The sequence below is a fragment of the Glycocaulis albus genome (genome assembly GCF_014639075.1).
Taxonomy (GTDB): Bacteria; Pseudomonadota; Alphaproteobacteria; order Caulobacterales; family Maricaulaceae; genus Glycocaulis; species Glycocaulis albus.
This window is the reverse complement of sequence record NZ_BMFS01000002.1, coordinates 88392-111729: the sequence shown is the minus strand read 5'-3', so window position 1 is coordinate 111729 and position 23338 is coordinate 88392. Positions and strand designations below refer to the sequence as shown.

Sequence of the window (23338 nt, the reverse complement as noted above, 5' to 3'; positions counted from 1 at the left end):
TTTTCCGAATGACCGACGCAGCTCTTTCCAGTTTCGACGCATCGCGGCCGCTGCGGGCGTGCCGCGAAACGATCGCGCGGCTGCAGGGCGTACCCCGCCTGTTCAAGGCCGGACTGACCCTGCTTTTGAAATTCGGCACCGGATCGCTGACCGTCGTGCTGCCTGATGGCAGAAGCCTGCGCTTTCAGGGCAAGGAGCCGGGCGCTGACGCCGTGATGGAGGTGCGCGACTACGCCATGGTCCGACGCGTCTTTGCGGGCGGCGATGTCGGTTTCGCGGAATCCTACATGGCGGGCCAGTGGACGACGCCGAACCTTGCCAAGGTGCTGGAGGTATTCTCCGCAAACCTCGATAGAATAAATGATATCGAGAAAGGCGGCCCCCTCACCCGGATGGCGCACTGGATATGGCATCGCCTGCGCGCCAACACGAAGACACAGGCCCGCAAGAATATCGAGGCGCACTACGATCTCGGCAATGCCTTCTACGAGCTGTGGCTCGACCCGTCCATGACCTACTCTGCCGCGCGCTTTACCGCGCCGGATCTGGGTCTGGAGGCCGCGCAGAAAGAAAAATACGCCAGTCTTGCCCGCCTGATCGGTTTGAAGCGGGACATGCATGTTCTGGAGATTGGTTGCGGCTGGGGCGGGTTTGCCGAATACGCGGCAGGCGAGATCGGCGCAAAGGTCACCTGCCTCACCTTGTCGCCTGCACAGCGGGAATACGCCCTTGAACGGATGGAGCGTGCGGGGCTGTCGGACAAGGTCGAGATCAAGCTGCAGGACTATCGCGACGAGACCGGAAGCTATGATGCGGTCGCATCGATCGAGATGTTCGAGGCGGTCGGTGAGGAATACTGGCCGTCCTACTTTGCCAAGGTGCGCGACAGCCTGAAGCCCGGCGGCAAGGCCGGCTTGCAGATCATTACCATCCGAGACGATCTGTTCGACAGCTACCGCAAGCGTACCGACTTCATCCAGCGTTACATCTTCCCCGGCGGCATCCTGCCGAGCGTGGAGCGCCTTAACGGCGAGTTTTCCAAGGCTGAACTGAAGCCCGTAACGGCCGAGATGTTCGGCGTCGATTACGCTGATACGCTGGCACAATGGATGGAGCGCTTCCAGGCCGCCTGGCCACAGATCGAGCCGATGGGCTTTGATCTGCGCTTCCGGCGCATGTGGGAGTTTTACCTCGCCTATTGCGAGGCGGGCTTCCGCACCGGCCGCATCGATGTTGGCCAGTTCGTGCTCGAGCGGTAACGGGGTTGCGTTATCAGACCGGCTTGTCCCAGCCGGTCTGCTTTCTCACCAGTCCCAGCGACCAGCTGTATGGCAGGGCGTAGATGCCTTTCAGCGCCCAGGTGAAGCGGCGCGGGAAGGTGATCTCGAACCGTTTCGATTTCAGCCCGGACGCGATGCGCTTCGCGGCTGTTTCTGCGCTCACCATGAAGGGTTTGGGGAAGGCATTGTCGTCCTGTGCGGGCGTTTCCACAAAGCCCGGCGTGATGACCTGGCACAACACACCATAGCGGTGCAGTTCGATGCGCAGGCACCCCGCCATATTGACCAGAGCCGCCTTGCTGGCCCCGTAGGCGGACGATGTTGGCATGCCGCCAAAGGCCGTGGCGGATGAGACGATGGCGATCTGGCCTGATCGGCGATCGCTCATACGCGGTGTCAGCGCGCACAGGCACGCCGCAGTGCCCGACAGGTTCACATCAAATGTCTTTTTATAGTCCTCAAAGGACGGGTTCTCGGCATTGACCGAGAGGTATATGCCGGCATTCAGCACGGCGAGAGCAATGGCGCCGTGCGCCTCTTCAATTGCCGTCACGGCGTCTTCCACGCCTTGGCCGTCTGTCAGGTCAACCGCGTGCGCAATGATCCGGCCCCTGCCCGTGTAAGCCTTGGCGATGTCTTCCAGCTTCCCGGCGCTTCTGGCAGAGATCACGACGGTCCAGCCCTCGCCGGCGAGACGCCTTGCCAGCGCCTCCCCGATGCCGGAGCTGCCGCCTGTTACCCAGGCGATGCCGTCTGACGGTTTCATGGCGCGCGGCTTCATGATGCTTTCTTTCGTGGCTGGGAGATACCGATGGATTCGAAGAAGCGGCTGGCATCCTCGCGGATTTCGCGGCGGCGCTCATCGCTGAAACGGTTGAGGTTGGACAGGATCGGGCCGAGGCGGCGATTGCCCTTCAGCCTCACCTCATTCTCCATCATGAAATTCCAGTAGAGATAGTTGAACGGGCAGGCCTTTTCACCCGCCTTGGCCTTCACATCATAGCGGCAGCCCGCACAATGATCGCTCATCCGGTCAATATAGGCGCCGCTGGCCGCATAGGGCTTGGTCGCCATGATGCCGCCATCGGCGTAGAGCGCCATGCCATGCGTGTTGGGCGCTTCGACCCACTCATAGGCATCGGCGTAGACGGCCAGATACCACTCATTGACGGCTTTGGGATCAATCCCCGCCAGAAGCGCGAAATTGCCGGTAACCATCAGGCGCTGGATATGGTGAGCATAGGCATGCTTTCGCGTGGTGCTGACCACATCGGCGATGCAGGCCATTTCGGTATCTGCGGTCCAGTAGAAGTCCGGCAGCGGCCGCCTGCCCTCAAGAGCATTGCGCTCCAGATAGTCCGGCATGAAGTGCCAGTAGATACCCCGTACGTATTCGCGCCAGCCAATGATCTGGCGGATGAAACCTTCAACAGCGTTCAGCGGCGCCTTGCCATCGCGAAAGGCCGCTTCTGCCTCCCGGCACACCTCCATCGGGTCCAGCAGGCCACAATTGAGATAGAGCGACAGGACGGAGTGAAAGAGAAACGCCTCTCCGTCCTTCAGCGCATCCTGATAGTCACCGAACTTTGGAAGGGCGTGTTTGATGAACCAGCCCAGCTGTTCGAGCGCGCCTTGGCGGGTTACCGCATACCCGAATGGCTCAATATCGCCGAACCCGTCCGGGAAGCGCTCTCCGACTAGATCCATGACCTCTCGTGTGATCGCATCGGGCTGGACCCAGGCACGCTCCGGGATCGATACGTCATCCGGCAGTGCCTTGCGGTTCTGCGCATCGAAATTCCACTGGCCGCCTTCAGGCTCGTCCCCGTCCATCAGAAGGCCGGTCTCCCGGCGTATCTCACGGTAGAAATACTCCATGGTCAGACGCTGCTTGCCACTGGCCCAGCTTGCAAAGCGCTCATGGGAACAGATGAAGCGGTCATCACTACGCATCTCCACCGGCACGCCATAGCGGTCCGGCCATTCGCGCATGATCTCCAGCAGCCGGTATTCGCCGGGTTCTGTATGCACGATGCGCTCAAGGCCTGGCTCGTCCGCCAGCGCCCGTTCCACCTCGCCTTCCAGGCTGTGGGTGTTGCTCTCATCGTCCAGCCGGACATAGCGGACAGTCAGCCCTTCCTCGCGCAGGTCTTCGGCGAAATGGCGCATGGCCGAGAAGAGGAACGCAATCTTCTTGCGATGATGAGGCACATAGCTTGCCTCATCGTTCACTTCGGCAAGCAGCACGATGTCGCCGGGCTGCACGCCACGCAAGGCAGACAGTTTGCGGTTCAACTGGTCACCAAGGACGAGCCGCAGCGTGCGCATCAGGCGGCCGGATTGGCCTGACGGACATAGCGGATGCTCTGGCCGCGCGCCTCGAACTCACACCCCGCCCAGAAGCCGTTCTCGTCATACCAGAGGTCGACCGTGAGCGTGGCTTCAAGCCGTATGCGGCGCGCCTGGATCGTGCCGCCATCGGCCTCGATCTCCTCCATCCCCATATCGGTAATGGTAACCGGCATGGCATCGCCATGTTCGGTGTTCAGGATCCGGCCAAGGTCTTCCTCATAGCCACGCCAGTGGGAGGACGGGATGATATCACGCGGCAATTCCTCGGTATGGCGCTCGCCCTCGGGCAGAACACCTTCACTGACGATGCCCGATCCGTTGCGCGCGGCCTGGACCGGGAAGCGGTTTCCGTCTTTCAGTGTTTCGCCTTCGAGCGCGACAAGCTGCCCGTCACGCCAGCGCTCCACAGAGTCATGTTCATACCGGAATACGGTGACCGGCCCGAAGCCGGCGCGCAGACGCACGGACACTTCAGCGACAAGTTCCTCGCCATCGCGCTGGAAGCGGACCTCGTGCGTGCCGAACTCGGAATTGCCGCGATAGACGTTGAACTGGATCGTCTCTCCGCCACGCGGCTCGGCAGGAATGGCCGCATCAGCCAGGCCCGAAAACGCAATCAGCGAGCAGGTAGCAGCGAGGACAAGGCTTTTCATCGGTTTGCTCCATTGGCAGGCAATCGGGATACGCTGTTCAATGTTGGCGGCGGCGGGGACGCGTCAGCCATTCGACCACTGCATAAAGCGGATTGAGCGGCTTCCACTGCCCCATATTGACCGTCAGGCAGATGCAGGGTGTGCCGCCCTTCACGACGGGACGGTGACGCTTGCCCGGAACGGCGACACACACATCACCCGGCCCGTATAACGCGTGACCGTCGTGAAACGCTCCGCTGAGAACCAGCGTCAGCTCCTCCCCGCCATGATCATGGTGGGGAATGCCGCCGCCCGGCATGAGGCGAACAAGGCTTGCCTCGGCGTTTTCCTCACTGACGGCCTCAAGAAGGATTTCCTGCGAGCCGCCAATCCGGCGCGACCAGTCCAGCTCGCCAGACGCAGTCCGCTCAAGATAAGGGCTGAGCGGCCGGGGAAGACCGGTGACAGGGTCTATGCCGTCGAGAGCTTCATCCTGTGCCTCTCCGGCGCGGAGCATGACAGCCTGCAGGGCGTCTGCGGGCATTGCTGCTGGCGGAAGGCCAGCCAGCATGCCGCCATAACCGGCCTCTGCGCTCTGTACGCAGGTGTGTGCCTGCGCGTTGAGGACCGACTGACACTCAGTCAGCAGGCGCACGGCTGCGGGGCCCGCACCAGCGGCATAATCATACAGGTATGCGTCGTCCAGAGCAGGCACGGGGCAAAATCTCCATGAGGCGTTGTGAAAATCTATACGTCCGGCACACTTGACCGGATCATCCAGCACGCTAGCCAGAACACTGGCCTTTGCTGTCAGGAGATACGCCCATGCCTGCCTACACCCCTGCCCGTTCGGTTATTGATCTGATCGGCCATACCCCGCTGGTCCGGCTGAATGCGGCCAGTGATGCCACGGGCTGCGAAATCCTCGGCAAGGCAGAATTCCTGAACCCTGGCGGATCGGTGAAGGACCGGGCGGCGCTGGGCATTGTGCGGGCTGCTGAAAAGAGCGGCGCGCTGAAACCAGGCGGGACCATCGTTGAAGGCACGGCCGGCAATACCGGCATCGGACTGGCCATGGTGGCTTCGGCGCTCGGCTATCGGACGGTAATCGTCTTTCCGCGCACCCAGTCGAAGGAAAAGCGTGATGCGATCCTTCTGGCGGGCGCCGAGCTGATCGAGGTTGATGCCGTTCCTTACGCCAATCCAAACCATTATGCGCGCTATTCGGGACGCCTTGCCGAAGAGCTGAACGCCAGCGAGCCGAACGGTGCCATCTGGGCCAACCAGTTCGACAATGTCGCCAACCGGCAGGCCCATTTCAACACTACGGGTCCGGAGATATGGGAGCAGACCGGCGGGAAGGTCGATGGCTTTGTCGCGGCTGTGGGGTCGGGCGGCACGCTGGCGGGTGTCGGCATGTACCTCAAGTCAAAGAGCGACAAGGTGCAGATTGCGCTGGCGGATCCAGGCGGCGCGGCGCTGTACGGTTATTACGCCCATGGCGAGCTGAAGGCCGAGGGCAACTCCATCACCGAAGGCATCGGCCAGAGCCGGATCACGGCCAATCTGGAAGGTGCACCGGTAGACCACGCCTTCCGCATTCCCGACGAGGAAGCACTGGAAATCCTGTATGCGCTGATCGAGCATGAGGGGCTATGCCTTGGCGGCTCTGCGGGTATCAATATCGCCGGTGCCATACGCCTGGCCCGCAAGCTGGGCCCGGGCCACACAATCGTGACCATTCTGTGCGATCACGGCGCGCGCTATCAATCCAAGCTCTACAACCCGGAATTCCTGAAGCAGAAGGGTCTGCCCGTCCCGCCCTGGGCGAAGGGTTAGCGGAAAGGCCTGAGTGTAATATCTCAGGACGTTTTTTCATCCGGTCTGACTGCCGGGGCGCCAAAAGTGAGTGCGGCGTGCGCCTATGGCGTTGCGGTCCGCTCACTGTTCCTGCGAACCGTTGTGCTTACTGTAAAAACATGATTGGTAGGTAACCAACCAACTTTTGCAGTTGAGGTGATCCACATGAGTGTTCTCGTTATTGGCGGATATGGCCATGTTGGCGGTCAGGTGGCCGAAATTCTGGCCGAAGCGGGATATGATGTCCGGATCGGAGGCCGCAGCCTTGAAAAGGCAAAGCGGTTTGCCGCCAGGATCGGCGCAGAGGGCGTCTGTCTCGATGTGCATGACCCTACTGGTTGGGACGCGGCACTGGACGGAACCGGGATGGTCGTGGTTTGCATTGACCTGCCCGGCGACGCGCTGCCGCGCCGCGTATTGGCATCCGGTCTGCGCTATGTGGACATTTCCGCCGACGACCGGATCCTGGCTGCAATTGAACGCCTCGGCCCGGTAGCGCAGGAGCATGGTGGACGGGCGCTTCTTTCGGTCGGCCTCGCGCCGGGCCTGACCAATATGATGGCGAATGCCGTTGCACAAAGGGTTGGCGTTCCGCAGGAAATCTGTATCGCCGTCATGCTCGGCGCAGGAGATTCACATGGGGCAGCGGCTACAGACTGGATGATTGCCGAACTCGCGCAGCTAAACGGCCAGCCGCGCGTTTTCAAGTTCGCCCGCGACCAGCACCCGCGTAAAACGTGGCCCATGGGCTTCGCCGATCAACACGTACTGACGCGCGCAATGCCCGGCGTGCGAGTGCGAACCTATTTTGCGCTGGACAATCGTCTTCTCACCACCTGTCTCATGTCTGCCGGCGCGGCACTTGCCCGGCTGGTCTGGCTGCGGCCAGTTCTGCGGCGGGCGCTGATGACGGTCCGTATCGGTTCGCCGCGTACGGCAATCGCCGTAACGGCGACGGGCAGCGGAACGCAAGCCGTTGCTCGTTTCGAGGGCAGTGAGGAGGCGAAGCTGACGGCACTGATTGCCGCCCGGGCAGCCGTCCTTTTGATGACCGGAACGGTCGAACCCGGCGTTCACCACCTTGGGCCAGTGTTGGGACTTCATGATTTTGTGGATCTGTTCGAGCCGGGTGCGCTCAACCTTGAAATCCATGGGCAAGCGGAGACTACGGGATGAACCAAAAGGCGCGAAAAGTGGCTCGCCCTGACCGCCGCTCCGAAATACTGGGCGCAGCGCGCCGGATCGTACGCGACGAGGGCGCTGCCGCACTGACCCAGCCGCGGCTGGCCCGTTACACGGGACTGCGCCAGTCGCACATCACGTACTATTTCCCACGCAAGAGCGATCTCTATGCGGCGTTGCTGACGGAGTCGCACGAACAGGCGGGCTCACTCGCCGAACAGATGGATGACGATTGCTGCGAGGCGCTGGCGCGCATAACTTTCGATGCGGAATCGATGCGGTTTTATCTTTCCATGCTGTTGGCCAGCACCGGTTCAGAAGAGCTGCGCGCGGCGATCTCTATACACACACAGGCGGTCGAGGCCAAACTTGCCGTCTGGCTCGGGCGTGAGCCGGGGGACCGGTCTGTTTCGCACTTTGTCGACGAGTTGCGCGGGCTTGGGCTGCGGGCGCTCATCAAGCCGGACATCGCGCGGCCCGACATCCGGGAGTTGGCAACTCGGCACGGACTGGTTTTACCCCGGTAGCGGTCGAGTGAGAGAAGCTGCCTGTCGCGCCCTATGTGAAGGGTTAGGTGATCAAGCGCGCAGATCGCTCCGCATCGCGTCTACCAACCCAAAAAATGCTTTGTAACGTTCTGATCGCGGCCCTTCGTTCGTATCAACGACCATTTGGCCAAAAGTAATTACATCCTTCGGCCCAAGAAGCTGGCACTTCGTTTGCCATCGGGTTCACACTAGCGCCACCTACCTGAAAGGCGGTGCGTACATCAGCCCGCCCTCATTCCATTGCGCGTTGAGGCCCCGGCGGAGATTCAGGCCCGAGGTGGTGCCAAGATTGCGCTCGAACAATTCGCCATAATTGCCGCCAGCCTCGATCGCGCGCAGGGCAAATTGCGCATCGAGGAACAGGCCTTCGGCAAGGGGGCCGCCGGTGCCCAGCAAACGGCCGACTTCGGCGTTGGTGGAATTTTCTGCCAGTTCAGCCGCGTTTGCGGCCGTCACGCCGTACTCCTCGGCTGCAACCAGCGCATGGAGCACCCAGCGCACGGCATCGGCAAACTTCTGGTCGCGCGACGCAACAACGGCGCTCAGAGGCTCTTTCGAGATGACTTCCGGCAGGATCAGGTGCGCGTCTGGTTCCTCCAGTGTCATGCGCATGCCCGCAAGACCGGACAGATCATTGCTCAGCGCGTCGCACTGGCCCCGGCGGTAGGCGGTGATCCCGGCGCGGACCGTTGCCACCTCGACCAGCTGGAAGGTGAGATCATGGCTTTGTGCATAGTCAACGAGGTTCAGCGCGGTGGTGGTATTACGCAGCACGCAGATCCGGGCACCATCCAGTTCGCGCGCACTGGTGATGGCCAGATCGCGCGGCACGAGAAAGCCCTGCCCGTCATAGTAATATACACCCGCGAACGAGAAATCTGCCTGCGCGTCGCGTGTGAGCGTCCAGGTCGTGTTGCGCAGGAGGATGTCGACCTCTCCCTCACCTAGCGCTTCCAGCCTTTCCTGCGTAGTGAGCGGCACCAGTTGCATGCGATCCGGGCTGCCGAGGAAGGCTGCCGCGTAGGCCCGGCACAGATCAACTTCAAACCCGTTCCAGTTGCCGTCCTCGTCTTGCCGCGCAAACCCTTCCAGCCCGGTATCGACACCGCATCGCAGCGTGCCGCGTTCGCGCAACTCGTACATCTGCGTGCCAAGCTCGGCGGTCTGGCTTTGCGATACCGAGAAACCGAGTGCGAACGCAGTTGCAGCGCGCGCCAGGCGGCGCGGCATGAGAAAGTCGAAGAAAGCTGTTGGCGTCATGGTGCGGTCCGCCCTAAAGGCTGACAGAATGGTGGTTTAGCGAAGAGGAGCGCTGGCGTCGACATGAAACGCGATACGCGCATCATCCATTCCGGGCGCAGTGATGAGGGCGACGGCCTCGTCAACCCGGCAATCAAGCGCGCCTCCACCGTTCTGGCTCCTTCCACGTCGGAGCTATATGAACCCACAGGCTCGCGGCGTCATTATGGCCGCGGCGGCGTCGCTCCCAACAGGGAGCTTCGTGATGCGATTCGCGGGCTTTATGAGGCCGATCACTGTGCGTTGGCGCCCTCGGGGCTCGCCTCAGTGGTGCTGGCCATCCGCACTGCAATCAGGGGATCCGGCGAGGCGCTGATCAGCGATGGCGTGTACGGGCCGGTCCGGCGGTTCTGCGACGAGGAATTGCCGCGCCTCGGTGTGACGCCGGTCTATTACGACCCGCGCATCGGTGCGGGGATTGCGTCGCTCATTACCGCAAATACCGCCCTCATCGCGCTGGAATCACCCAGCTCCCTGACGTTTGAGCTTCAAGACGTGCCGGCAATCGCCAGCGCGGCCAAGGAGGCCGGGGTGCCGACCGTTGTCGACGATACCTGGACTGCCGGAATCCTCATGAACCCGCTGGAGATGGGTATCGACTACGCCGCGCAGGCCCTGACCAAATATGTCGGCGGCCATTCCGATTTCCTGATGGGGGCGGTTGCGGCCAGAGGCGATGCAGCCAAGCGGCTTGCTGACCGGGAAAAGCTATACGGGCTGCATGTCTCGCCCGACGATGCGTTTCTGGCACTGCGGGGGCTACGCACCCTGCCCTTGCGGCTGGAACGCGCTGAATCGGCATCGCTGGAGATCGCCCGGCGGCTTGAGGCGCACCCGAAGATCAGCCGCGTGCTGCACCCCGCTTTGCCCTCACACCCGGATCATGGGATCTACACCCGTGATTTCTCCGGTGCCGCAGGCTGTTTCTCGTTCATCCTGAAGGATATCAGCGCGCGCGAGGGTGAAGCGGTTGTGGACCGCCTCAAACTGTTCGGGATCGGATTCTCGTGGGGCGGGTACGAAAGCCTCGCGCTCTCCTGCGACCGCCAGATCAGGCGCACCGCCGTGCCGTGGAAGGCCGAAGGCGCGCTTTTGCGCCTGTCGATCGGGCTGGAGGATATCGAAGACCTCTGGGCCGACCTGGAGCAGGCGCTGATTACGCTATGACAAACATGTTCGCGAATCGGCTGATTGCATTTCTTGATATCCTTGGATTTTCGGCAATGCTCGAGAGTAGCCCTCTCGACGAAATTCATGAAAAATACTCAAAATTTATCGATTCAGCTAAACAAGAAACGTTCGGTGAGGCTATTGGCGACGGAGAAAAGAGGCCGAATTTTATATTTTCTCAATTCCTATTCGACTCAATAGTTCTTGTTTCAGGGGAAACTAATGATCCCTATAACATAGGCCACTTTATATTTGCAGTTTCTAATTTGTTGGAGCTGTCTGCAAAAGCAGGAATGCCACTGCGCGGCGCAGTAGCCTATGGCAACTTCCTCGCGGACGACGAAAGAAACATCTTCGTTAGTGAGGCATTCCCGCGCCTAGTGCGTTTTGAAGGCAGTCAGGAGTGGGCTGGATGCGTGATTATGAGTTGTGCCGAGGAAATAGTCGGCAATGGAGTAATTGGCGAAAAATTCAATGATCCAAAAAATCAAACACTAAACTCACCTATATTAAAGTTTAAAGTTCCACTAAAGAATGGCTTAGAGGAGGAATTATTTGCAATTAACTACTTGGTTTTTTTATCTAGCTCGGAGAGGGAAGCGCTATTTCAATATCTTTCGGGGCCAAAACGAGAAAATACGATCAAATTTTTTGAAAAAATAAAGGCATTGAATGCCAATTTCCAATACTTAGAGGACGCTTTTTATCCAGCAGTAAGGTTGCTACCTGTCGCCAGCAGGACGGGGGTTCGTCTTTTGTTCGCCGACGGCGATAATGAGCCTTGTTTGCCTGGAGTTTCTGACTTCACCATTAGAGCGGTTGGCCGTTGGTACTAACTCGTTAGATGTCGTCTACTTTCTTGATCAACGTATTTTGTGAATTGGTAGAAATTCCAATACCATGACAAAACGGGAAAGTGGTCGGAGCGGCGGGATTCGAACCCACGACCCCTTGTCCCCCAGACAAGTGCGCTACCGGGCTGCGCTACGCTCCGACTCTTTCGTGTTCCTTCGCAAGGGGGGTGGAGCAAAGGAGCGGTCTTATAGGCTGGCGATTACCGGCTTGGCAACACGGCTTTCCAGCCTGGACTAACCGCGTGCAGCCAGCGCGGCATCGAGCCGGGACTTGGCGTGCTCCACACGGGCAAGGGCCGCCTTCAGGGCGGAAAGAGAGCCCGCTGCGGGCTGTGAAGGTTCAGCCGAGGCACCCGTGCCGGTCTGGCCCGTGCCTTGGCTCTCGGCTACAGGGATTGCCACCTCTCCGCCCTCGCCCAGCGCCGCGACCGCCGCCACGCCGTTATCGCGCAGATATTTCTGCACGCCCTTGATGGTATAGCCTTCGGCATAGAGCAGACGGCGAAGCCCCTTGAGCAGGGTAACATCCTGCGGCCGGTAGAGCCTGCGCCCGCCCTTGTGCTTGACGGGTTTCAGCTGGGCGAACTTTGTTTCCCAGAAGCGCAAGACATGGGTGGGAAGGTCTACCTCGGCGGCAGCCTCAGAAATCGTCCGGTATGCGTCAGCGGACTTCGTCATTCCTGCCCTGCCTTATTTCGACAGCGCTGTATCGATGCGTTCTTTCAGAACCTGGGAAGGCTTGAATACCAGAACCCGGCGGGGGTCGATCGGCACCTCCTCGCCCGTCTTCGGATTGCGGCCGACACGGCCGTTCTTGTCACGCAGCTGGAATGAACCGAAGGAGGAGAGCTTGACGGTCTCTCCCTTGACGAGCGTGTCGGAAATCATGTCGAGCACTGCCTCGACCAGTTGCGCCGATTCCTGGCGCGAGACGCCGATATCCCGGTGGATGGCATCAGCCAGATCCGCGCGGGTAAGTGTCTTGCCCGTCATTGCATACTCCCCGGATTAAATTCGATAACAAACGTTATGCCCTAGCGGGCTCGGCGGTCAATGTTAACCATACGTTTACGGTCAATATCGCGCTAAGGCCGCACCCCATGTAAATCCGCCGCCCAGCGCCTCCATCAATACAAGATCGCCGCGCTTTATCCGGCCATCCTTCACGGCGGTGTCAAACGCCAGCGGGATTGAGGCCGCTGACGTGTTGCCGTGCTGGCCGACCGTGGAGATGACCTTCTCGACAGGTATGGAGAGGCGTTTGGCAACGCCTTCCAGAATGCGCTGGTTGGCCTGATGGGGCACAAACCAGTCGATATCGCTGATCGGAATACCCGCAAGCGCCGAGAGTTCCTCCATGGAACCGGCAATCTTGCCGACGGCATGGCGGAAAACCTGATTGCCCTGCATGCGCAAATGACCAACCGTTTTGGTGCGCGACGGGCCGCCATCCACGTAAAGCAGGTCGCAATACTGCCCGTCAGAGCGCAAATGCGTCTTGATGAGCCCTTCGCCTTCCGTGGCAGACGACAGAACCATTGCCCCAGCGCCATCGCCGAAGAGCACGCATGTGGTCCGGTCAGTCCAGTCCAGAATGCGCGAGAATGTCTCTGCGCCGATCACCAGGGCGTTTTTTGCCTGACCCGTTTTGATGAAATTGTCCGCTGTCGCGAGCGCGTAGAGAAATCCTGAGCACACGGCCTGGATGTCAAATGCCGCGCCCTGGCGGATACCCAGCTTTTCCTGCACCATCGTGGCCGTGGCCGGAAATGTCAGGTCCGGCGTCGCGGTTGCCAGGACGATCAGGTCGATCTCGCCTGCATCCATCCCGGCATGCGCCAGCGCTGCGCGCGAGGCATGGGTCGCCAGATCGGAGGTGAACTCACCGTCGGCCGCGATATGGCGCTGGCTGATCCCGGTGCGTTCACGGATCCATTCGTCGCTGGTCTCGACGAACCGGGCCATGTCCGCATTCAGCATGACGTGTTCTGGGAGATATGTGCCGATGCCGGCGATGCGGGATCTGATAGCGGTCACGCGGTCTCCTGCTGCCCTTCGGGCATTTGTGCCGCTGAGAGGCGCGCCTGAGCGGCCTCCAGCAATGTCAGGTTCTGCTCAATCTCATTCAAGAAGGCGCTGTCGGCCATTTCCAGCGCAATGCGCAGCGCGGTCGCATAACCGGCTGCATTTGTACCGCCATGGCTTTTGACCACCACACCGTTCAGGCCCAGAAACACCCCGCCATTGACATTATTGGGATCCATTTTCGACCGCAGCTGGTCGAGTGCTCCCAGCTGCAGAAGGCCGGCGGCGATCTTGGCAATGAAGGAGCTGGTCAGCGCCTCGCGCAGCCAGCCGGCAACCAGCCGGGCGGTCCCTTCCGCGGTTTTCAGGGCGACATTGCCCGTGAATCCGTCAGTCACGACCACATCAGTGGTGCCCAGGGAGATGTCATTGCCTTCGATATAGCCGCGATAGTCCATGTCGAGCCCGGCGGCGCGAATGAGCGCGTCTGCGTCGCGGACCACGTCATTACCCTTCAGCTCTTCCTGCCCCACATTGAGCAGCCCGACTGTGGGGCGCTCGCGGCGATGGACAGCCCGGTGGAAGGCCTCTCCCATGATCGCGAACTCAACGAGCTGGGCAGGTGAACATTCCACGTTCGCACCGACATCCAGGACAGTGCAGAAGCCCTTGGGCACAGGCCAGCTCGCCGCGATCGCCGGACGGTGCACACCGGGCTTCATGCGGAGGCACACCTTGGAGATCGCCATCAGCGCGCCGGTATTGCCGGCGGACACAGCGACTTGCGCCTCACCGTCACGCACGGACTGGACCGCATTCCACATGGATGAACCGCGCGATCTGCGCACTGCCTCTGACGGCTTGGCGGACATGTCCACCTCGCTGTCCGTGTGACGAATGTCGGCGATGGCGGCAAGCTCGGGGTGGGCTGCGATCAGCGGACGCAGCTGGACTTCGTCACCATGAAACAGCAGACGCACTTTTCTGCGCCGCCCCTTCAGGAAAGCGGCCGCGCCATCGACGACTATGCCCGGCGCGTGATCGCCGCCCATGGCATCAAGAGAAAGTACCAGCTCTGAACTCATAAAGGGATCCGGAAACGTAAATCCTGTCCCACTCCGGTTCCCAAAAAAGGTCCCAGCCGGAGCGAAGGCCCGCAACTTACCGATTGACCGGAGCGATGCAACATCGCCGCTCGGCTGTCAGGCGGCTGCGAGCGCCGTCAACCGGCCTTCGAGCAGTTCTTCTGCGGGCATGGCCTGAATCTGGCGGTCTGCCTCGAAGGCGTGCCCGGCGAGCGCTTCGGCGGCAGGTTCACCGTCCGGCGCGTCATCAAACAGGTTGCGCCAGAGGACGGCCTTCATCTGGCCGGAGTCCGCGGACTTTAGCGCAGCGTCATAGGCGGCCGCCCGGCCATAGAAGGCTTCAGCCATGGCCTTGATCTTCTTGCCAACGCTCATATCACCTATGCCCATTTCGCGCAGGGCCGCATCCATGTCGTCAAACAGCCTGCCGAACAGGGCCTGAGCCAGCTTCTGGCCGCTCTCGCCCTCGTCTCGCAGCCGGCGCATCACCAACGCAGCATGCAGAATGATCATGTCGAAACGGCCGTCGACAGTATCCGGCGCACCCAGATCCGCGTACAGGCGGGGCTTGCGCGCTTCGGTCAGAACGGCCTGGTAGAGCTGTGCTGCACGGGCCTTCACCGGATCGGGACGGAACAGATTCAGCGAAAATCGCATTTGGCACTCCCTGACGGCGGGACTAGACGCTAGGATGCGCGACAGTTAGGTCAAAAGGGACACGCGCGCCAGTAGGCGCTTGGACGCACCTGCAGGCAAGGCTATGGAGGCCAGAACGCTCATGAACCGCAAATCCATGCGAATGCTGACCGTCGCAGGCGTGACGCTCGGCGCGATCGTGCTGACGGCCTGCAATCCGACCCTGCGGACTCACGGCTATCGCTATACCGATGGCGAGGTCCCGGAAATCCAGGTCGGAGAAGACACCGAGGCCACGCTGCTGGCGACGCTCGGCAGCCCGTCCGTGCGCGGGACTTTTGAAGAGAATACCTGGTACTACATCACAGACACGCGCGAGTATCTCGCCTATCTGCGTCCCAACACGCTGGCCCGCCGGGTAATTGCGGTCCGGTTTGACGATGAAGGCACGGTGGCTGAAGTGACCGAGTACGACGTGTCCGATTCCCGGCAGGTGAATTATGTCGCCCGGACCACGCCAACACGTGGCCGCGAGCTGACGCTGCTGGAACAGGTGCTGGGCAATGTCGGCCGTCTGCCGACCGATCAGCTTGGCGGGCAGGAGAACCTGCCGGGCGGTGCCGGCGGACCGCGGCGCAACGACTAGACAGCAGACAGATTGTCAGGCTGCGCAGTATTTCCAACTCCATCGCGCACACAAAAAAGCCCCGGCATCGCTGCCGGGGCTTTTCATTTTCATGGGCTGATTTCCGTCAGGCTGCGCCTGCCAGAACGGCCAGGAGGAGCAAGGCCACGATGTTGGTGATCTTGATCATCGGGTTCACGGCAGGGCCTGCCGTGTCCTTGTAGGGATCGCCGACGGTATCACCGGTGACGGCCGCCTTGTGGGCCTCCGAGCCCTTGCCGCCATGATTGCCGTCTTCGATATACTTCTTGGCATTGTCCCAGGCCCCGCCGCCCGAGGTCATCGAGATGGCCACGAACAGGCCGGTCACGATCACGCCGAGAAGCATGGCGCCAACAGCGGCCAGCGCATCGGCTTTGCCCGCTTCGTTGAAGCCGAGCTCGGCACCGCCGACAAACCAGATCACGAAGAACAGCACGATGGGTGAGAGCACCGGAAGCAAGGACGGTACGATCATCTCACGGATGGCCGCACGGGTAAGCATGTCGACTGCCCGGCCATAGTCCGGCTTCGTCTCGAAGGTCATGATGCCCGGATTTTCGCGGAACTGGCGGCGCACCTCGGCCACCACCGCTTCGGCAGCCCGGCCCACGGCCATCATTGACATGCCGCCAAACAGGAAGGGCAGCAGCCCGCCGAAGAAGAGGCCCACAACGACATATGGGTTGGACAGGGCGAAATCGACAGCGACCCCGGCGAAGAACGGATATTCAGCCGGATTGGCGGCGAAATAGCTCAGATCCTCGGTGAAGGCGGCGAACAGCACCAGCGCACCCAGACCCGCCGAGCCAATGGCATAGCCCTTGGTGACAGCCTTGGTGGTGTTGCCGACCGCATCAAGCGTGTCGGTCGTGTCACGCACAGAGCTGTCCAGATCGGCCATCTCGGCGATGCCACCCGCATTGTCGGTAACCGGACCGAAAGCGTCGAGCGCCACGACCATGCCGGCAAGGGCGAGCATTGTCGTTACGGCAATCGCGATGCCGAACAGGCCGGCCAGGTTGAAGGTGACGAGAATGCCGACAATGATCGTCAGCGCGGGCAGAGCGGTCGATTCAAGCGAGACCGCCAGACCCTGGATAACGTTCGTCCCGTGACCGGACTCGGATGCCTTGGCCACCGACTTCACCGGGCGAAAATCGACGCCGGTATAGTACTCGGTGATCCAGACGATCGCGCCGGTAACCAGCAGGCCTGCGACGCCGCACAGGAAGAGGTCGAGGCCATTGAAGCTGACTCCGCCCGCGGTGGTGATGTCGGTATCAAAACCGATCATCGACCAGGTCACCACACCCACACCGACGAGTGACAGGACGGCAGAGGCGACGAAGCCCTTGTAGAGCGCGCCCATCACATTGCGCGAGCCTTTGCCCAGACGGACGAAATAGGTGGAGATGATCGAGGCGATGATGCACACGCCGCCAATGGCGAGCGGGTAGATCATCATCGTGTCGACGCCAACGTCGCCGGCCAGGCCGCGGAAGAAGATCGAGGCCAGCACCATGGTGGCAACCACTGTCACCGCATAGGTCTCGAACAGGTCGGCAGCCATGCCCGCGCAGTCGCCGACATTGTCGCCGACATTGTCGGCGATGGTGGCGGCGTTGCGGGGGTCGTCCTCGGGGATACCCGCTTCCACCTTGCCGACCATGTCGCCGCCGACATCTGCACCCTTGGTGAAGATGCCGCCGCCCAGACGGGCGAAGATGGAGATGAGTGAGGCACCAAAGCCAAGAGCGACGAGCGAGTCGATGACTGTGCGGCTAACAGGCTCGAATCCCATGACCCCGGTCAGCAGGAAGTAGTAGACGACCACTGACAGAAGGGCGAGACCGGCCACGAGCATGCCGGTTACGGCACCGGACTTGAAAGCCATGGACAGGCCAGCGGCGAGGCCGGTGCGCGACGCTTCCGTGGTGCGCACATTGGCCCGTACCGATACCAGCATGCCGATGAAGCCCGCCACGCCGGACAGGATCGCCCCGATCAGGAAGCCGACAGCAACCTGCCAGCCCAGCAGGAAGAAGACGGCGACGAAAACCACCGCGCCCACGATCGCAATCGTGGTGTACTGACGCTTCAGATAGGCATTTGCGCCTTCCTGGATTGCCTTTGCGATTTCCTGCATGCGTTCATTGCCCGGACTTGCGGACAGAATGGAGCGGACGGTCACCGCGCCATAGATCAGGGCCAGTATGCCGGCCCCGATGACCAGCCATAGCCACAGCTCAATGCTCATAATTGGTTTCCCCGTTTAGCGTTCTTTTTTGAGGGGGAATGGCCGCACATATGGCGAAAGCAACGAATCGCATCGCCCGCAGCCCCTCCCATTGACGGGCGGACTATGCCCAATGGGGTGGAGCGGCGCAATCGGTGTTAGGGGCTAGCGATATCGGCGCTGCAGCCGGATGCCGGCTGCCAGCGGTTCGAGTTCTGTGACCACCCCGTCGCCGAGCCGGGTATTGATTGCCTGATCCCAGCGCTCATAGGTGTCGCCGGTAGAAAAATCGTCGCGCGATATCAGCGTGAACGGATGGGCATGGGCCAGCGCGACCAGGTCGTGCATCAGAAAATGAAGCCGCTGGCGGATTTCGGGAATGCTTGTTTCATCATTCAGGTGCAGGCGGACATTCAGGAATGAATATCCGGCCAGACGACCGTTCTCCACGAGTGGAACGGTGATCGACGGCAAATCGAGATGCGGTGTGTCGGGCGGTGCCAGGCGCTCGCCGGCCTGTGTTGCCAGTTCGCGCAGATCATTGGGCACGACCAGGGCCGGCGCTTCGGTGTGTTCGGCCGGCGGTGCGGCCAGCGCCGAAGGCGAGAGGAGTGCAATCGAGGCAACGATGATGGCGAGGTATTTCATGGGGTCAGCATAATCGCTGACCTGTCAAAAATGCGTGAATCCGCCGGCTCCCGGCTCGACAATCGATCCATCCATGGCCACCGAAAACGAGCTGCCTGCCGAAAAGCGGCCGACGACGGTCGCGTCGACGCCTGTTTTACGGATATCGGCAAGGAAGGTGTCAACGCGTGCTTCGGGGATCGCACAGGCCAGCTCGTAATCATCCCCAAAGCTTGCCAGGGCCAGCCGGGCCGCCTGTGTATCATCCTGTTCGTCCAGCCAGCGGCCCGCGGCTGGCGACAGAGGCAGGGCATCAAGGTGGATGTCGAGCGACAAGCCGCTGGCCGTTGCCAGATGGCGGCAGTCGGCGACAAGGCCGTCGCTGATATCGATGGCTGCGTGCGCATGGGCGTGGAGCGCGTCGGCCAGCGCCAGGCGTGGGACCGGGAGCTGAAACCGTTCGAGCAGGTACGCCCGGTCAGTGGCATCGGGCTGGTAGTCACCGGTTTCCACCTTCAGTCCGAGCGCCGCATCCCCGATTGTGCCCGTGACGACAAGGCAGTCCCCGGGCCTGGCGCCTGACCGCGTGACCGCCTGACCGGCCGGCACCTCGCCAAAAGCGGTCACCGCGATCACCCAAGGCCCGTCGGCCGACGTTGTGTCGCCGCCTATCAGTGTTACACCGAACTCTTCCTGATCCCTCGCCAGACCGTCCGCGAAGCCATTGCGCAGCGCATCACCGGCATTGGCCGGCCAGACAATGCTGGTCATGTAGGCAACGGGCCTTGCCGCCATCGCCGCAAGATCAGACAGGTTCACGCGCAGCGCCTTGCGCGCTGCCAGAGCGGGATCGGTGCCGCCGGGAAAATGGCGTCCTTCAACCAGCGTGTCGGCGGTTATGACCAGTTCCCGGCCCGCGCGAACGGAGAGAAGGGCTGCATCATCGGCAAGCCCGAGCGCGCCCTTGAAGCCCGCCGCCAGCGGAGCAAGGCGGCTTTTGATATATCCGAACTCGCCATTCGCACTCATCAGCTGCCGGGCGCGGCATCGCCGCCCGGACGGGCGGCTTTGGCGAAGGCGTCCAGAGACGCATTGATGAAAGCCGGCTCCGGGCCTTCAAAGAAGGCGTGGGCAATGTCGACATATTCGTTGATGACAACCCGGGTTGGCACGTCGTCGCGCCGCAGGAGCTCATACCCCCCTGCCCGCAATATTGCCCGCACCGTGGCGTCCAGCCGCGACAGCTTCCAGCCTTCCTTCAGCGTAGATGCCGTCAGCTTGTCGACATCGTCCTGCGCGCGCACGACGCCAGCGAGAAGGTCTTCAAAGAAGTCCTCGTCCGCTTCGATATACTCTCCCGGCTCGCCATCATGACCGAAGCGATGATCGCGGAACTGTTTGACCACAGCGCGTGCGCCCGTACCCGACAGCTCCATCTGGTAGAGCGCCTGCACGGCAGATAGCCGGGCCGACCGGCGGAGGCGGGCACGCGTATCGGAAGACGTCTCGCTCATCTAACGCGACCCGAAACGCTGGGTGGCCGCGATCATGGCAAGGGCGGCCTCGGCGGCGTCCTTGCCCTTGTTCTTCTCGCTGACATGTGCGCGTACCCGGGCCTGACGGATATTCTCGACAGTCAGGATGCCATAGCCGAGCGGAACACCTGACAGGGACAGATCCATCAGGCCGCGCGCGGACTCGCCGCAAACATAGTCGTAATGGCTTGTCTCGCCGCGGATCACGCAGCCCAGTGCCACATAGCCGTCATAGGGATGCTTGCCGGCCTCGGCCATGGCGATCACGCCGGGAATCTCGAACGCGCCCGGCACCTCGATGATCTCGAACTCGGCGCCGGCCTCGCTCAGGGCCGCCGTCGCCCCTTCAACCAGCTGCTCGGTAATGTCCTCGTAGAACGGGGCCGCGATGATGAGGAGTTTCGGTCTAGCGGCCATCACGGCCTCCTTCTGGACAGGTCAATTCAACTAAGCTCGCGCTGGCTGGTGATTTCAAGGCCGTAACCATCCAGTGCCACGATTGTCTGGGGCGTTGTGGTCAGCAATTCCATCCGGCGAATGCCAAGGTCAATCAGGATCTGCGCGCCGAGGCCGTATTCGCGCAAGCGCCGCGCCTCGCGGGTATCCGGCGGATCGGACGGATTGGCGCCAAAGCGTTCGGTGATGGCCGAGGGGTTGGTCTCGCGGATGAACACCATCACGGCCGGCCCGTCATGCGCTGCCAGCTCGGCAATGGCGTGCTCAACCAGCCCTGCCCGGCCGCCAAGCGCGCCCAACACATCATCGGCGAAGCTGACCTTATGCATGCGCACCAGCGGGGTGTCTCCAGGACGGATATCGCCCTTTACCAGCGCGACGTGTTCCACCGCATCCACCAGTGAACGGTATACGATCAATTTGAACGGCCCGCCCTGGCGGGTTTCCACGGTGGTTTCCAACCGCCGCTCGATGAAGCGGTCATGCTGGCGGCGATAGGCGATCAGGTCCGCGATCGTGCCGATCTTCAGCTTGTGCGCGGCGGCAAACTCAACCAGCTGCGGCAGGCGGGCCATGGTCCCGTCCTCGTTCATGATCTCGCAGATCACGCCGGACGGATTGGCACCGGCCAGACGGGCGACGTCGACCGCTGCCTCGGTATGGCCTGCCCGCACGAGCACCCCTCCATCACGCGCGGTGATAGGAAAGATATGGCCGGGGCTGACAATGTCTTCCGGGCCGGTGGCGGGATCGATGGCCACCGCAACCGTGCGCGCCCGGTCATGGGCCGAGATGCCCGTGGTGATGCCTTCACGCGCCTCGATCGAGACGGTGAACGCTGTGGTGTGGCGTGAGCGGTTGCGCGGTGTCATCGGTTGCAGGTGCAGGGCCTCGGCACGCTCGCGCGTCAGCGTCAGGCAGATCAGGCCGCGCCCGTGCTTGGTCATGAAGTTGATGGCGTCAGGCGTCGCAAACTGCGCCGGGATGACGAGATCGCCTTCGTTCTCGCGATCTTCAGCGTCCACGAGGATGAACATCCGACCGTTACGGGCCTCTTCGATGATCTCCTCTGCCGAGGCCAGGTTGAACCCGTTTGATGACATCACTTCCCGTCCTTCGCGCCGTTTGTTGCGGCAAGGCGCGCGGCGTAGCGCGCCATGATGTCCACCTCAAGGTTTACCCGCATGCCCGGCTGCAGGCGCGAGAGCGTTGTTACCGCCGCCGTATGGGGGATGATCATCAGGTCAAATGCACTGCCATTGACGCCATTGACGGTGAGCGAGACGCCATCAACGGCGATTGAGCCCTTTTCCGCGATGAACGGAGCCAGTTCGGCGGGCGCCTCGACGGTCAATGCCATCCAGCCATCGGTGTCTGTGCGCGATGCTACGCTGCCGACGCCATCCACATGTCCTTGCACGATGTGCCCGCCGAGCTCGTCCCCAACTTTCAGCGGACGCTCCAGATTGATGCGTGAGCCGGGCTTCCAGTCACCGAGCGTCGTCCGGCGGAGTGTCTCTGGCGAAACCTCCACCTGGTAAAGTGCGCCCTGCCCTTGCGCCTGGATGTCCGTAACCGTCAGGCAGACCCCGTCATGGGCGATCGACGCACCCAATGCCAGGCCGGCAGCGGGCCATGGCCCGCGCACCGTGAAACGGCGCACCGGCCCGTCTTCGAGAGCGGTCAGCTCGCCGACGGCAGTGACAATTCCGGTGAACATGGGTCGGGGCCTGCCGTCAGTTGCCTTCGCGTTCGTAGCTTTCATGCAGATCGCGCCCGATGACGCGAACCGATGTGCGGCGGAATTGGGGTGCGCTGGCCAGATTGCCAAGCCCCAAAGCTGCAAACACGTCCATGCCGTCACCGCCAATGATCATCGGCGCGCGGAACCACTCAAGGCGGTGTACAAGCCCGGCCTTGAGGGCCGATGCCGCCAGCTTGCCGCCAGCCTCGATCAACACGCGCGCATGTCCTGCGGACGCGAGATAGCGCAAGGCGGCGCGCAGGTCCGCGTGCCCGTCGGCGCCCTTCTCGACCCGTACCAGACGCCCGCCCTTCGCGCTGAGGGCCTTGGCGCGGCCTTCATCATCAGATGCGTGGAAAATTATGGCGGGGCCTTCCTCGAAAAGCTTCGCGCCGGGCAGTATGCGAAGGCGGGTATCGAGAACCGCCCTCTCCGGCTGTTGGGCCGCCTTTACGCCACCCGGCCGCACGGTCAGGCGCGGATCGTCTGCGAGCACGGTGCCGATCCCGGTCATGATGACATCATGGCGTGCCCGAAGGGCGTGAACCGCGTCACGCGCCTCTACGCCCGTTATCCATTGCGACTGACCGGTCGATGTCGCGATCTTGCCATCAAGCGAGGTCGCCAGTTTCAATGTTACATGAACAAATCCCGCCATTACGCCTCGTCCTCGCCTTCGCCGAGCTCGTCACCCAGCTTTTCACCGCGAATAAACTCGGAGAAGTCCGCCACCTCACGGAAATCACGATAGACCGACGCGTAGCGTACATAGGCAACCGGATCGAGATTGCGCAGACCTTCCATCACGAGTTCGCCGATACGCCGCGAGGGTATGTCCGGCTCGCCGCTGCTTTCGAGACGCCGGATAATGCCGGAGATCATCTGTTCGATACGTTCACGGTCAATCGAGCTCTTGCGCGCAGCCAGAAGCACCGAGCGCATCAGCTTGTCGCGTTCGAACGGGACCCGCTTGCCATCGGACTTGATGACCTGAAGATCGCGCAACTGGACGCGTTCAAACGTTGTGAACCGCGCGCCACAGGACGGGCACTGGCGCCGCCTGCGGATCGCCTGTCCGTCCTCGGAAGGCCGGGAGTCCTTTACCTGCGTATCAGGATGGGAACAGAACGGGCAGCGCAAGACGCTCGCT

Annotated in this window: 26 protein-coding genes and 1 tRNA gene; 7 read left to right on the top strand and 20 right to left on the bottom strand. The window is 61.7% G+C overall.

Features of this window, described 5'->3' with window-relative positions:
- The first annotated feature begins 8 nt into the window (after positions 1–8).
- Positions 9–1259 carry an SAM-dependent methyltransferase gene (locus tag IEV75_RS02850; protein WP_188451043.1) on the top strand — a complete coding sequence of 417 codons (1251 nt, stop codon included), beginning with the start codon at positions 9–11 and terminating at the stop codon, positions 1257–1259.
- Positions 1260–1272: 13 nt separating this feature from the next.
- On the opposite strand, the gene IEV75_RS02845 is transcribed toward IEV75_RS02850, so the two are convergent.
- From IEV75_RS02845 to IEV75_RS02830, 4 genes are read right to left on the bottom strand one after another with little or no spacing between them, the layout of a single operon-like run.
- Positions 1273–2061 carry an SDR family NAD(P)-dependent oxidoreductase gene (locus IEV75_RS02845; RefSeq protein WP_188451042.1) on the bottom strand — a complete coding sequence of 263 codons (789 nt, stop codon included), beginning with the start codon at positions 2059–2061 and terminating at the stop codon, positions 1273–1275.
- Entirely contained in the window at positions 2058–3608 is a 1551-nt protein-coding gene (locus tag IEV75_RS02840) for a cryptochrome/photolyase family protein (RefSeq protein ID WP_188451041.1), read from the bottom strand. Before IEV75_RS02840 ends, IEV75_RS02845 begins: the two co-directional genes overlap by 4 nt.
- A complete protein-coding gene (locus tag IEV75_RS02835; protein ID WP_188451040.1) occupies positions 3608–4285 on the bottom strand; it encodes a DUF6134 family protein in 678 nt (225 codons plus the stop codon). The genes IEV75_RS02840 and IEV75_RS02835 overlap by 1 nt, the downstream gene beginning before the upstream one ends.
- 37 nt (positions 4286–4322) lie before the next feature.
- Positions 4323–4979: a cupin domain-containing protein gene (locus tag IEV75_RS02830; RefSeq protein WP_188451039.1), complete on the bottom strand. Its 657-nt coding sequence runs from the start codon at positions 4977–4979 to the stop codon at positions 4323–4325.
- 110 nt (positions 4980–5089) lie between these two features.
- Between IEV75_RS02830 and IEV75_RS02825 the strand changes: the two genes are divergently transcribed.
- From IEV75_RS02825 to IEV75_RS02815, 3 genes are all read left to right on the top strand, one after another.
- Entirely contained in the window at positions 5090–6103 is a 1014-nt protein-coding gene (locus IEV75_RS02825; RefSeq protein WP_188451038.1) for a cysteine synthase A, read from the top strand.
- 186 nt (positions 6104–6289) lie between these two features.
- A complete protein-coding gene (locus IEV75_RS02820; RefSeq protein ID WP_267905764.1) occupies positions 6290–7300 on the top strand; it encodes an NAD(P)H-binding protein in 1011 nt (336 codons plus the stop codon).
- Positions 7301–7317: 17 nt separating this feature from the next.
- Entirely contained in the window at positions 7318–7833 is a 516-nt protein-coding gene (locus IEV75_RS02815; protein WP_233351725.1) for a TetR family transcriptional regulator, read from the top strand.
- Positions 7834–8052: 219 nt separating this feature from the next.
- Here IEV75_RS02815 and IEV75_RS02810 read toward each other — a convergent pair whose 3' ends face one another.
- Positions 8053–9114 (bottom strand): amino acid ABC transporter substrate-binding protein, encoded by a 1062-nt coding sequence (locus IEV75_RS02810; RefSeq protein WP_188451035.1) that lies wholly within the window; start codon positions 9112–9114, stop codon positions 8053–8055.
- Between the two features lie 63 nt (positions 9115–9177).
- On the opposite strand from IEV75_RS02810, the gene metC reads away from it, so the two are divergent.
- Together metC and IEV75_RS02800 are read left to right on the top strand one after the other, a co-directional pair.
- Positions 9178–10320 (top strand): cystathionine beta-lyase, encoded by a 1143-nt coding sequence (metC, locus tag IEV75_RS02805; RefSeq protein ID WP_188451034.1) that lies wholly within the window; start codon positions 9178–9180, stop codon positions 10318–10320.
- The gene (locus tag IEV75_RS02800; RefSeq protein ID WP_188451033.1) at positions 10317–11159 is read left to right on the top strand and encodes a hypothetical protein; all 843 of its coding nucleotides are present in this window, start codon (positions 10317–10319) and stop codon (positions 11157–11159) included. Before metC ends, IEV75_RS02800 begins: the two co-directional genes overlap by 4 nt.
- 81 nt (positions 11160–11240) lie before the next feature.
- Here the strand turns inward: IEV75_RS02800 and IEV75_RS02795 are convergent.
- From IEV75_RS02795 to IEV75_RS02770, 6 genes are all read right to left on the bottom strand, one after another.
- A tRNA-Pro gene (locus IEV75_RS02795) sits at positions 11241–11317 on the bottom strand.
- A gap of 94 nt (positions 11318–11411) precedes the next feature.
- Entirely contained in the window at positions 11412–11855 is a 444-nt protein-coding gene (locus IEV75_RS02790) for a MerR family transcriptional regulator (protein WP_188451032.1), read from the bottom strand.
- Between the two features lie 12 nt (positions 11856–11867).
- The gene (locus IEV75_RS02785; RefSeq protein ID WP_127566928.1) at positions 11868–12170 is read right to left on the bottom strand and encodes an integration host factor subunit alpha; all 303 of its coding nucleotides are present in this window, start codon (positions 12168–12170) and stop codon (positions 11868–11870) included.
- 81 nt (positions 12171–12251) lie between these two features.
- Positions 12252–13214: a beta-ketoacyl-ACP synthase III gene (locus IEV75_RS02780; protein ID WP_188451031.1), complete on the bottom strand. Its 963-nt coding sequence runs from the start codon at positions 13212–13214 to the stop codon at positions 12252–12254.
- On the bottom strand, positions 13211–14287 hold the full coding sequence (gene plsX / locus IEV75_RS02775; protein WP_188451030.1) for a phosphate acyltransferase PlsX: 1077 nt from the start codon (positions 14285–14287) through the stop codon (positions 13211–13213). Before plsX ends, IEV75_RS02780 begins: the two co-directional genes overlap by 4 nt.
- A 117-nt stretch (positions 14288–14404) precedes the next feature.
- A complete protein-coding gene (locus tag IEV75_RS02770; protein ID WP_188451029.1) occupies positions 14405–14944 on the bottom strand; it encodes a ubiquinol-cytochrome C chaperone family protein in 540 nt (179 codons plus the stop codon).
- A 121-nt stretch (positions 14945–15065) separates the two neighbouring features.
- Here IEV75_RS02770 and IEV75_RS02765 point away from each other — a divergent pair, with 121 nt between their 5' ends.
- A complete protein-coding gene (locus IEV75_RS02765) occupies positions 15066–15569 on the top strand; it encodes an outer membrane protein assembly factor BamE (protein ID WP_188451028.1) in 504 nt (167 codons plus the stop codon).
- A gap of 106 nt (positions 15570–15675) precedes the next feature.
- Here the strand turns inward: IEV75_RS02765 and IEV75_RS02760 are convergent, their stop codons facing one another.
- The 9 genes from IEV75_RS02760 to nrdR form a co-directional block, all read right to left on the bottom strand.
- Positions 15676–17847 carry a sodium-translocating pyrophosphatase gene (locus IEV75_RS02760; protein WP_188451027.1) on the bottom strand — a complete coding sequence of 724 codons (2172 nt, stop codon included), beginning with the start codon at positions 17845–17847 and terminating at the stop codon, positions 15676–15678.
- A gap of 144 nt (positions 17848–17991) precedes the next feature.
- Positions 17992–18474, bottom strand: a complete 483-nt coding sequence (locus tag IEV75_RS02755; protein ID WP_188451026.1) for a hypothetical protein — start codon at positions 18472–18474, stop codon at positions 17992–17994.
- Between the two features lie 24 nt (positions 18475–18498).
- Positions 18499–19482: a thiamine-phosphate kinase gene (thiL, locus tag IEV75_RS02750; protein ID WP_188451025.1), complete on the bottom strand. Its 984-nt coding sequence runs from the start codon at positions 19480–19482 to the stop codon at positions 18499–18501.
- Entirely contained in the window at positions 19482–19967 is a 486-nt protein-coding gene (gene nusB, locus IEV75_RS02745) for a transcription antitermination factor NusB (RefSeq protein WP_188451024.1), read from the bottom strand. Before nusB ends, thiL begins: the two co-directional genes overlap by 1 nt.
- Positions 19968–20405 carry a 6,7-dimethyl-8-ribityllumazine synthase gene (locus IEV75_RS02740; protein ID WP_188451023.1) on the bottom strand — a complete coding sequence of 146 codons (438 nt, stop codon included), beginning with the start codon at positions 20403–20405 and terminating at the stop codon, positions 19968–19970. It abuts the gene before it with no gap.
- A gap of 26 nt (positions 20406–20431) precedes the next feature.
- Positions 20432–21547, bottom strand: a complete 1116-nt coding sequence (gene ribB, locus IEV75_RS02735) for a 3,4-dihydroxy-2-butanone-4-phosphate synthase (protein WP_188451022.1) — start codon at positions 21545–21547, stop codon at positions 20432–20434.
- A complete protein-coding gene (locus tag IEV75_RS02730; protein ID WP_188451021.1) occupies positions 21547–22164 on the bottom strand; it encodes a riboflavin synthase in 618 nt (205 codons plus the stop codon). The genes ribB and IEV75_RS02730 overlap by 1 nt, the downstream gene beginning before the upstream one ends.
- A gap of 16 nt (positions 22165–22180) precedes the next feature.
- Positions 22181–22846 carry a RibD family protein gene (locus tag IEV75_RS02725; protein WP_188451020.1) on the bottom strand — a complete coding sequence of 222 codons (666 nt, stop codon included), beginning with the start codon at positions 22844–22846 and terminating at the stop codon, positions 22181–22183.
- Complete coding sequence (nrdR, locus tag IEV75_RS02720) at positions 22846–23328, bottom strand: transcriptional regulator NrdR (protein ID WP_127566954.1); 483 nt, start codon at positions 23326–23328, stop codon at positions 22846–22848. Before nrdR ends, IEV75_RS02725 begins: the two co-directional genes overlap by 1 nt.
- Positions 23329–23338 lie beyond the last annotated feature (10 nt).